Below are 8974 nucleotides of genomic sequence, written 5' to 3'. Positions count from 1 at the left end.
GTGTTGCATGATGGGCAGCGACACTCCAAGCCCGACGACGCCGGCCAGATTCACCGGACTGCCATAGTTGGCATACGCGTTTCCCACGTGCCGGACGGCGCCAAGTCCGGCGCCGAGCCAGAGCCGCCCCGGCGATTGCGCGGGCAAGATATTGTAGAGCGCCTGGGCCGTGGCCAGTTGGACGTTGGCGGTTCGGGAACGCGTTGGCCCGCCCGGACTGATCGTCGGCCCGATGGTGCTCGACGACGAGGACACCTGCAATTGGGCCCCCCACCGGCCGCCGAACCAGGCCCGCGCCTCGGCGCCCCACGCGTTCCCGTTCAATGCCTGCGGCGTGTACGGGAGGTCGGTGTCGTAGATCGAAGCCTGCTCGAAGCTCCCCATGGCGCGGTACGCGCCGACGAAGGGCCCAAGACTCCATGCTGTTTGCGCGGCGAGCGGCGATGCAACAGCGAACAGGGCGAGGCTCAGGGTCAACGCCCACCAGCGAACACTCATACGAAGCAGGGGCATGGCATCCTCCGGGATGCGAACTGGTTCCTTCTCGTGACGCCCCAATGCCGATCCACGCATGGTGAACCAGGCCGTAGACTACCGCTGGGTGGGGATGGGCAGCGTTACGGTCCCAGCCCAAACCGCACTCACGTCTGAACTCGTCACGACTTCAGCATTCACACCGTACGTGCCGGGAGCGAGCAACGCAAGCGAATCGGAAGGCCGGTGAGCACCTGCATGTGTGACGCCGTGCCGTTGTACAACGCGGCCACCACTTCCAACTCCGAAGCTCCGGACGACCCCACCAGCACCTGCGTCGTGGCGGTCATCGAGAGCGTAGGGGGCGCCGTCCGCAATCCACTGTTTACTTGTGGCCCCGCCAGCACTTGGGCAGGTTCGCTCGTACCACTACATAGCCCCCGTGTTCGGGAACTCCGCGGGGATCCCTTGCCGAGCCTTTACCGCCCCTACCACCCCTTCCTCAGTCCGATGACCCGCCCCTTCCGCCTCATTTCTGCCAGTGCCATCGCCGTCTCCCTCGCCTTGGCCACCACGGCCACGGCCCAGTCCTCCCCGTCGGACTCGGCTCTGGCGCACGCCCTTTCCTTTCGCAACATCGGCCCGGCGCTCATGGGCGGCCGCATCACGTCCATCGCGGCGGTCCCCAACGCATCCGGCCAATGGGGCACGGTCTTCTATATAGGAGCGGCCACCGGCGGCGTCTGGCGCTCCGAGAACGCCGGCGTCTCCTGGACCCCGATCTTCGACTCGGTGCGCACGGGCGGCGTGGGCGCGGTGGCGGTGGCCCCCTCCGACCCGGACGTCATCTGGGTGGGCACGGGCGAGGCCAACAACATGCGCTCCAGCAGCTGGGGCACGGGGGTCTACAACTCCACGAACGGCGGCAAGACCTGGTCGGCAGCCATGCTCCCCTTGAGCCAGCACATCGGCCGCATCGTCATCGACCCGCGCGACCCGAACGTGGTGTACGTGGCCGCGGTGGGGCCGCTCTGGGCACCGGGCGGCGAACGTGGACTCTACAAGACCACCGACGGCGGCAAGACGTGGACGAACACGAAAGAAATCTCCAAGTACACGGGGTTCACCGACATCGCCATGGACCCGTCCAACCCGGACGTGCTCTACGCGGCCAGCGAGGAACGCGAACGCCGCGAGTACGGCTTCCTCCCCGCCGGCCCCGAAGCGGCAATCTACAAGACCACGGACGGCGCCAAAACCTGGACGAAGCTCTCCGAAGGGCTCCCCACGGGTGAACTCGGCCGCATCGGGCTCGCTACCTGCAAATCGCACCCGGCCACGGTCTATGCCCTCATCAGCGCCAAGGGCGACATGAACGGCACCTACCGCTCCGACGACGCGGGCGCGCACTGGACGCACGTGAACAACGTGGACGGCACGGCCTGGTACTACAGCGGCATCATCTGCGACCCGGTGGACGCTGATCACGTGATCGAGCTGAACGCGGGCGATCGGCAGACCTGGGACGGCGGCAAGACGTGGGAGCCGTTCGCCGCCGGCACGCACACCGATCATCACGCGCTCTGGATCAACCCCGAGAATCCGCAACAGATCATCCTGGGCGGCGACGGCGGTGTGTACCAGACCTGGGACCGCGGCCAGACGTGGGACCACGTGGAGAACATGGTGGTCAGCCAGTTCTATACGGTGGCGGTGGACGACGCGCGCCCATTCTATAACGTGTATGGCGGCCTGCAGGACAACCAGACGTACGCCGGCCCCAGCCGCACGCGCTACCGCTACGGCCCCACGAACGCGATGTGGTTCCGCATGTCGGGCGGCGACGGCTTCTATGCGGTGCCGGACCCCAACGACCGGCACCTCGTGTACGCGGAGTCGCAGCAGGCGGGCGTGCAGCGCTACGACGAACGCACGGGCGAGGCCAAGAGCATCCGCCCCACGGGCCCGCACGGCGAGCACCTGCGCTTCAATTGGAGCGCCCCGATCCTCCCGTCCATCCACGAACGCAACACGGTCTACATCGCGGCGCAGTACCTGTTCAAGTCCACGAACCGCGGCGACAGCTGGACGATGATCAGCCCGGACCTCACTCGCGGCATAGACCGCAACAAGCTGCCGATGCGCGGCGCGGTGCCGGACTCCGGCGAACTGGGCCGCAACGAGGGCACGGCGGAATTCGGCAACATCACGACGATCGACGAGTCGCCGATGAAGGAGGGGCTGCTCGCCGTGGGCACGGACGACGGGCTCATCCAGGTGTCGCAGAACGACGGCAAGACGTGGAGCAAATTCGACACGTTCCCCGGCGTGCCGGACACGACGTACGTGAGCCGCGTGACCTGGTCGGCCGCCAACCCAGGCCGGCTCTACGCGACGTTCGACGGCCACCGCAGCAACGACTTCAAACCGTACGTGCTGGTGAGCGAAGACTATGGAAAGAGCTGGACGTCCATCGCGGGCAATCTTCCCGCGATGTCGGGCGTGGAAGTGATCCGCGAGGATCCGCGCCAGCCGAACCTGCTGTTCGTGGGTACGGAGTTCGGCGCCTTTTTCAGCACGGACCGCGGTGGCCACTGGAGTCAGCTCACGGGCGATTTCCCGGGCGTGCCGGTGTGGGACATGAAGATCCAGGCGCGCGAGAACGATCTGGTGCTGGCCACGCACGGCCGCGGCATCTGGATCATGGACGACATCAGCCCGCTCGAGCATCTGGCCGAGGCGAAACAGGCCAAGACGGCGTACCTGTTCCCGGTGCGCGATGAGCTGCTCTTCCAGCCCGACGGCACGCACGAGAGCGGCATGGGCACGAGCGGCTACGAGGGCGCCAACCCGCCCTACGGCGCGATGATCACGTACCTGCTGCACAACTCAGCGGCCGGCGCAGCGGTGCGGCTCGACATCCTGAACGCGAACGGCACGACGGTGCGCACGCTGCCCGTCACGGCGAGCGAGAAGAAGCCGGGCATGTACCGCACGGAATGGGACATGCGCGCCGGCCCGCCGCTCACGGGCGCGGTGCCGAGCGATTCCGAACTCGCGGCCCGCGCCGCAGCGGCGGCTCGCGGGGGACGTGGCGGATTCGGCGGCGGCGGCTTTTTCGGCCGCGGCCGCGGCAACGCCGAGATCACGTACCCGGTGCTGCCGGGCCGCTACACGGCGCAGCTCACCGTCACGCCTGCCGGCGGCGGTGCGGTCACGATCATCAACCGGAGCTTCACGCTCACCCAGGACGCGGCGCAGACGCTGGCCGAGAGCGATCTCAAGAGCCTCGACCAGTTCCGCCACGCGCTGGCGGAATTCCAGAACACGCTGCGCGATGCGCAGCAGCGGGTGGACTCGGCGCAGACGGCGTTCACGCCGCTCAAGACGGCGGCCGACGCGGCGGGTGACAAGCTCACGCCGGCGCTCAAGAAGCAGCTGGACGGCGTGGACTCCGCGTTCACGCACATCTACTGCGACGTGGGTTCGGCAGCCGGCGGTGGCCGGGGCGGACGGGGTGGATTCGGAGGCGGCGCATTCGGGGGCCGCGGCGGTGCAGCAGGTCCGCGCTGCCCGGGCCAGGGAGGGTTTGGCGGCGCCGAGGAGTCGACGCCGGACACGCCATTCGTGCGCACGATTCAGCAGAAGGTGCAGGGGATGAGCTATCTGTTGAACGTGACGTTCGATCCCACGGCGGAGCAGCGGACCGATCTCGCTGGGCTGCCGGCGGAGTTGAAGAAGCAGGACGCCGCGCTGGCAAAGCTGCGGACGGTGGAAATCCCGAAGTTGGCGGCTGATTTGAAGGCCGCGGGAATCGAGGAGGCGCCTCCTGCGCGCGGCAGGGGGCGGGGTGGCAGGGGTGGGCGTGGGGCACGAGGCGGGGGGCGCGGCGCTCCGAGTCGGTAAGTCGGTGCAACGGTGAGTCGGACCCGCTCACCGCGCGCGCAGTTGCTCGACTAACGCAAGCACGTCCGGGTGCGGCTCCATGTCCAGCCGCTGTCGGACCAGCAGCGCATGCGCGCGGGCGTGGCGCACCGCGCCCGCCGCGTCTCCCTCGGCGGCGAGCGACAGCATGAATCGCCGCGCGATCCGCGAGCTGCACGGGTCGTGCGACGCGCAGCGCCCCCACCAGATCGACGCGGCGCGGAGATCACCGGCCGCCGCAGCGGCTTCGGCCAGCGCTTCGAGCGCGGCGAGACATGCGCCGGCGAACCGGTCGCGCGCCTCGGCCGCCCACTGCTCGAACTCGCAAGAGCCCTTGAGGAAGAACCCGTCCAGGAAGGGACCGGCGTAGAGGTCCACCGCCGTCCGACGGTCGCCGCGAGCGAGCGCCGCGTTGAAGTCCACGATGTCCACGCCGACGATCGCGGTATCGAAGCGCAGCATGTCGCAGGCGCCGAGCACGGCGTCCACGCCCAGCGTGTGACGCAGCAGATAGAGCGAGTTCGAGAGAAGATGCCGCGCCCGCTCGGTGCACAGATCGGGCGAGAGGCACGCGAGGAGCTTGTCGCGGCTCATGCCGCACGGGCCGGCGTCCGCCAGCAGCGCAAGCAGGGCCATCCGGTGGCGCTGCGCAACGCGTCCGGTGAGCACGCCAGGAGCGCCCGACAGGGTCGCCCCGCCGAAGAGCTGCAGTCTGAACATCCCGTTCCTTGGGGGGAGAAACGAACGGGAAATCGGGGTGATATGGACTTTTTAGTATAGGGGCGCGTTCGGCCGGTGGATAGAGACACGGTGACGTGTCTCCCGGCGCCGCCCATCAATGGGTGACCAACTACCGTGGAGGATTCCGATGAAAGTCGTCAGCATTTCTGCGGCCCTCGCCGCTGCGCTCGTCGTGGGGTGCGCCGAGCAGCCAGCCACCGCTCCGGCGGGAACACGCGCCGCCATGAGCGCACAGCCCGTGGGCCCCAGGGAAAGCCTTACCTTCTACTCTGCGCGGGACGGGGGCAGCACCCTCCACATCTATCTGATGAATCCCGACGGCAGCGATCCGGTTGCGCTCACGAGCGGCGCGTGGAAGGACCAGTGGCCCGACATCTCGCCGAACGGGCGCGACGTGGTGTTCACGTCGAACCGCGACGGCGGCACTCACATCTTCCGCATGAGCACGGCGGGCGGCGACCCGGTGGACCTGACTTACGCAGCCGGCGCGCTCGACGACTGGGCGCGATGGTCCCCCAACGGGCACGAGATCGCGTTCCAAAGCAAACGCGACGGCGCTGCCTACTACCACATCTACGTGATGGATCTTCGCGACGCGAGCCTCGCCCAGGTGACGGACTGTGAATGCGCGAGCGACGACATGTGGCCCGAGTGGTCGCCCAACGGCACGAAGCTCTCCTTCCGCCGCGGCAGCACCTCGGCGGGGCACGTGTACGTGCTGAACCTGGCGGACGGGAGCGAAACGGACATGACGCCGGGCGCGGCGGCGCTGAACCAGATGGCGCCGTGGTCGCAGAACGGAACGATGATCGCGTTCATGAGCAATCGCGACGGCTATCCCGCCGTGTACGTGATGAACGCGGACGGCAGCAACCAGGTGAACCTGACACCGAAGGCCGCCGCCGACCTGGCGAGCGCCTGGTTGAGCCGCGCGCCGGCGTGGACCCGCGACGGGCGGATCCTGTTCATGTCGAAGCGACCCAGCACCGGGGGCGACCTCGAGCTGTTCAGCATGACCGCCGACGGCGGCAATCTCGTCCGGCTCACGACCTCGGCGGGCGAAGATGGAGGGCCGAGGGTCAGGTGAGAAGGACGGTTGGGTAGTCAGCCAGCGAAGAAGCGGGGGCGAAAGCCCCCGCTTTTTCGCGCCCAACACGGCGAGCTCGGCCTACGGATGCTCGACCAACCGGGCTTCCTCCGGCGAAGTTCGATCTACTCGTACAGGTCGGTGCTGAAGTACTTGAGCCCCGAGTCGGTGATGATGGTGGCGATGGTGAGCGGCGTCTTGGAACGCTTGGCGATTCTGAGCGCCGCCGCCACGTTCGCCCCGCTGGTGAACCCGGCCAGGATCCCCTCGGTCTTCGCCAGCTTCCGCGCGGTGCGCATGGCTTCGGCGTCGCCTATACTGATAAACTCATCGACGAGCGCCGGCTCGTAGAGCTGCGGGATCTCCATGTAGCCCACCCCCTGCAACTTGTGGCGGCCGGGATGCTTGCGCTTACCGGACAGAATGGACGCCGCCACGGGCTCCACCACCACGCACTTCACCTTCGGGTTCTGCTTCTTGAGGTAGCGCGACACGCCGGTGAACGTGCCCGACGAGCCCACCATGCTCACGAATGCGTCCACCTCGCCCCTGGTCTGCTTCCAGATCTCGGGACCGGTGCCGGCGAAGTGCGCCTTGACGCTGCTCGGATTCTTGAACTGGTCGGCGCGAAACGCCTCGAGCTTGCGCGTCAGCTCGTTGGTCACCACTTCCACGCGCTTGAGATCGTCGCCCGTCACCTGCCCCGGCTTCCCGGTCACCTGCGGCACGAGCACCACCCTGGCGCCCAGTGCGCGGATGGCCTTCTGCCGCTCCAGCGTGTTTCCGGCCGACATCACGACCACCAGCTTGTAGCCCTTGAGGGCGCAGGCGATGGCGAGCCCGGTGCCCATGTTGCCGCTCGTCCGCTCGATGACGGTGTCTCCGGGCTCGATGAGCCCGGCCCGCTCCGCGTCCACGATGATCTGCAGCGCGGGGCGGTCCTTGACGCTGAGCCCGGGGTTGGCGGACTCGAGCTTGGCCAGGATTCGCGATGGCAGGCCGGCCGTCAGGCGGTCGAGGGCCACGAGCGGCGTCTGGCCCACGACGTCGAGGATGTCGCGAGACACGGTTGGATAGCGCATGGCGCGGGAATCTACGGACCGGCCGCCCCTGGCGGTATACGGGCGCGCGCTCCGGCCCTGGCGTGGCGCCACTTGCGCGAGCATTCTTGCACCTACCACACCTCGCATCCACACCCGTGCCCGTTCCGCAATCCCTCGGCCGCCTGTGCGCGGCCGCCGTCGTTGCCCTGGCCGCGGCGCATCAGGCGCGTGCGCAGGGCGTCCAGGCGATCGACTATTCGATCTCCCTGCCCGCGCCGGCCCGGCACTTCGCGCACGTACGCGCGCAATTCCCGACGGGCGCGCAACCCGCGCTCGATCTGTTCATCCCCACCTGGACGCCGGGCATCTACGCCGCCGAGGATCACGCGACCCGCGTGGACAGCGTCTCGGCGCGCGCCGCCGACGGCGCGCCCCTGCCCGTGCATCGCACGCGCACCAATCACTGGCAAGTGGAGACGCGCGGGGCGGCGACGGTGACCGTGACCTACCGGCTGCGCGCCGACGGGCGCGACGCCGGCGGCAACTGGGTGGGCGACAGCGAGATGGTGCTCAACGGGCGCGCCACGTACCTCTCCACGGCGTCGGCCAGCGAACTCCCGGCGCACGTGGCGCTCGCGCTGCCAGCCGGATGGACGTCGCTCAGCTCGCTCGACACGGCGGCGGACCGCGCGCCCGACCACTACCGCGCGTCGAGCTACGCCGAGCTGGCCGACGCGCCCATCGTGGCCGGACGGCTCGAAACGGTGCAGTTCGACGTGGCGGGCGCCACCCACATGCTGGTGGACGTCGGCGCCCCGGCCGGCTTCAGCGGCGAACGCGCCGGCCGCGCCCTGCTCCGGCTGGTGGTGGAGGTGCAGCGGTTCTGGGGGTTCCTGCCCTATCCGCGTTATGAGTTCTTTAATATCTTCCGGCGTGGAGCGGGCGAGCCCGGACACCTCAATGCCACGGTACTGAGCGCCGCTCCCGACGTGCTCGATACGCCGGAGGCGCGCCAGACGTGGCTGGGCGACGCGGCCCGCGGCTACTTCCGCGCCTTCAACGGCACGCGGCTCCACCCCGCCGAGTTCGCGCCGCCCGATTACGATGCGCGCCCGGCGTCGCCCAGCCGCTGGATCACCGAAGGCCTGGGCACCTACTACGGCGAGCTGCTGCTCGAGCGCGCCGGCCTGGCCCCCCAACAGGATTTTCTGGACCGGGTTTCGAGCCTCATCGCGCGGGCCCAGAATGATCCCGCTCGCCGCGCGCAGTCGCTCACGGCAGCGTCGCTCGACGCCGGCAAGCCGTCGAGGCCCGGCCGCGCGCTCGACTGGGTGGCGAGAGGCGCCGTGGTGGGACTGCTGCTCGACGCGCACCTCCGATCGGTGACCAACGGCGCGAAGAGCCTGGACGACGTGATGCGGCTGGCCTATCAGCGCTATTCGGGCACGGCCGGGTATACCGACCCCCAGTTCCGCGCTCTGGTGAGCGAGGTCGCGGGCAGCGATCAGAGCGAGTGGCTGGCCGACGCGCTCGATACGACCGGCGAGCTGGACTACAAGGAACTGCTCGGCTGGTACGGGCTCCAGTTCACGGACGGGCGCCGCTGGCAGTTGGACGTGGTGGAGGTGCCCAAGGGCGGGCCGCCGGTGCCCAAGGACACCTCGGCGAATGCGCCGCCCACGCCGGCGCAGCAACAGCAACATCT

Annotated in this window: 7 protein-coding genes; 3 read left to right on the top strand and 4 right to left on the bottom strand. The window is 68.8% G+C overall.

What is annotated here, in order from left to right; translation table 11 throughout:
- On the bottom strand, positions 1-513 hold a 513-nt coding region (locus VNF92_13580; protein HVA58908.1), incomplete at its 3' end, for a hypothetical protein.
- A gap of 158 nt (positions 514-671) precedes the next feature.
- Positions 672-824 carry a hypothetical protein gene (locus tag VNF92_13575; protein HVA58907.1) on the bottom strand — a complete coding sequence of 51 codons (153 nt, stop codon included), beginning with the start codon at positions 822-824 and terminating at the stop codon, positions 672-674.
- 160 nt (positions 825-984) lie between these two features.
- Between VNF92_13575 and VNF92_13570 the strand changes: the two genes are divergently transcribed.
- Positions 985-4380 carry a hypothetical protein gene (locus VNF92_13570; GenBank protein ID HVA58906.1) on the top strand — a complete coding sequence of 1132 codons (3396 nt, stop codon included), beginning with the start codon at positions 985-987 and terminating at the stop codon, positions 4378-4380.
- A 27-nt stretch (positions 4381-4407) separates the two neighbouring features.
- Here VNF92_13570 and VNF92_13565 read toward each other — a convergent pair whose 3' ends face one another.
- Positions 4408-5118, bottom strand: coding sequence for a bacterial transcriptional activator domain-containing protein (locus tag VNF92_13565; protein HVA58905.1), 711 nt, complete (start codon positions 5116-5118; stop codon positions 4408-4410).
- Positions 5119-5266: 148 nt separating this feature from the next.
- On the opposite strand from VNF92_13565, the gene VNF92_13560 reads away from it, so the two are divergent.
- Positions 5267-6226 carry a DPP IV N-terminal domain-containing protein gene (locus tag VNF92_13560; GenBank protein ID HVA58904.1) on the top strand — a complete coding sequence of 320 codons (960 nt, stop codon included), beginning with the start codon at positions 5267-5269 and terminating at the stop codon, positions 6224-6226.
- 125 nt (positions 6227-6351) lie between these two features.
- Here the strand turns inward: VNF92_13560 and VNF92_13555 are convergent, their stop codons facing one another.
- Positions 6352-7308 carry a cysteine synthase family protein gene (locus VNF92_13555; GenBank protein HVA58903.1) on the bottom strand — a complete coding sequence of 319 codons (957 nt, stop codon included), beginning with the start codon at positions 7306-7308 and terminating at the stop codon, positions 6352-6354.
- 116 nt (positions 7309-7424) lie between these two features.
- Here VNF92_13555 and VNF92_13550 point away from each other — a divergent pair.
- Positions 7425-8974 (top strand): hypothetical protein (locus tag VNF92_13550; protein ID HVA58902.1); only part of this gene is annotated, 1550 nt, incomplete at its 3' end.

The organism is Gemmatimonadaceae bacterium (assembly GCA_035533015.1).
In the GTDB taxonomy this organism is placed as follows: domain Bacteria; phylum Gemmatimonadota; class Gemmatimonadetes; order Gemmatimonadales; family Gemmatimonadaceae; genus JAGWRI01.
Note: the sequence above shows the minus strand (reverse complement) of the source record. Positions and strands in the feature narration are given on the sequence as shown.

Coding starts and splice junctions, on each gene's coding strand:
- VNF92_13560 (HVA58904.1), top strand. CDS start 5,267: ATGAAAGTCGTCAGCATTTCTGCGGCCCTCGCCGCTGCGCTCGTCGTG.
- VNF92_13555 (HVA58903.1), bottom strand. CDS start 7,308: ATGCGCTATCCAACCGTGTCTCGCGACATCCTCGACGTCGTGGGCCAG.
- VNF92_13575 (HVA58907.1), bottom strand. CDS start 824: ATGACCGCCACGACGCAGGTGCTGGTGGGGTCGTCCGGAGCTTCGGAG.
- VNF92_13570 (HVA58906.1), top strand. CDS start 985: ATGACCCGCCCCTTCCGCCTCATTTCTGCCAGTGCCATCGCCGTCTCC.
- VNF92_13565 (HVA58905.1), bottom strand. CDS start 5,118: ATGTTCAGACTGCAGCTCTTCGGCGGGGCGACCCTGTCGGGCGCTCCT.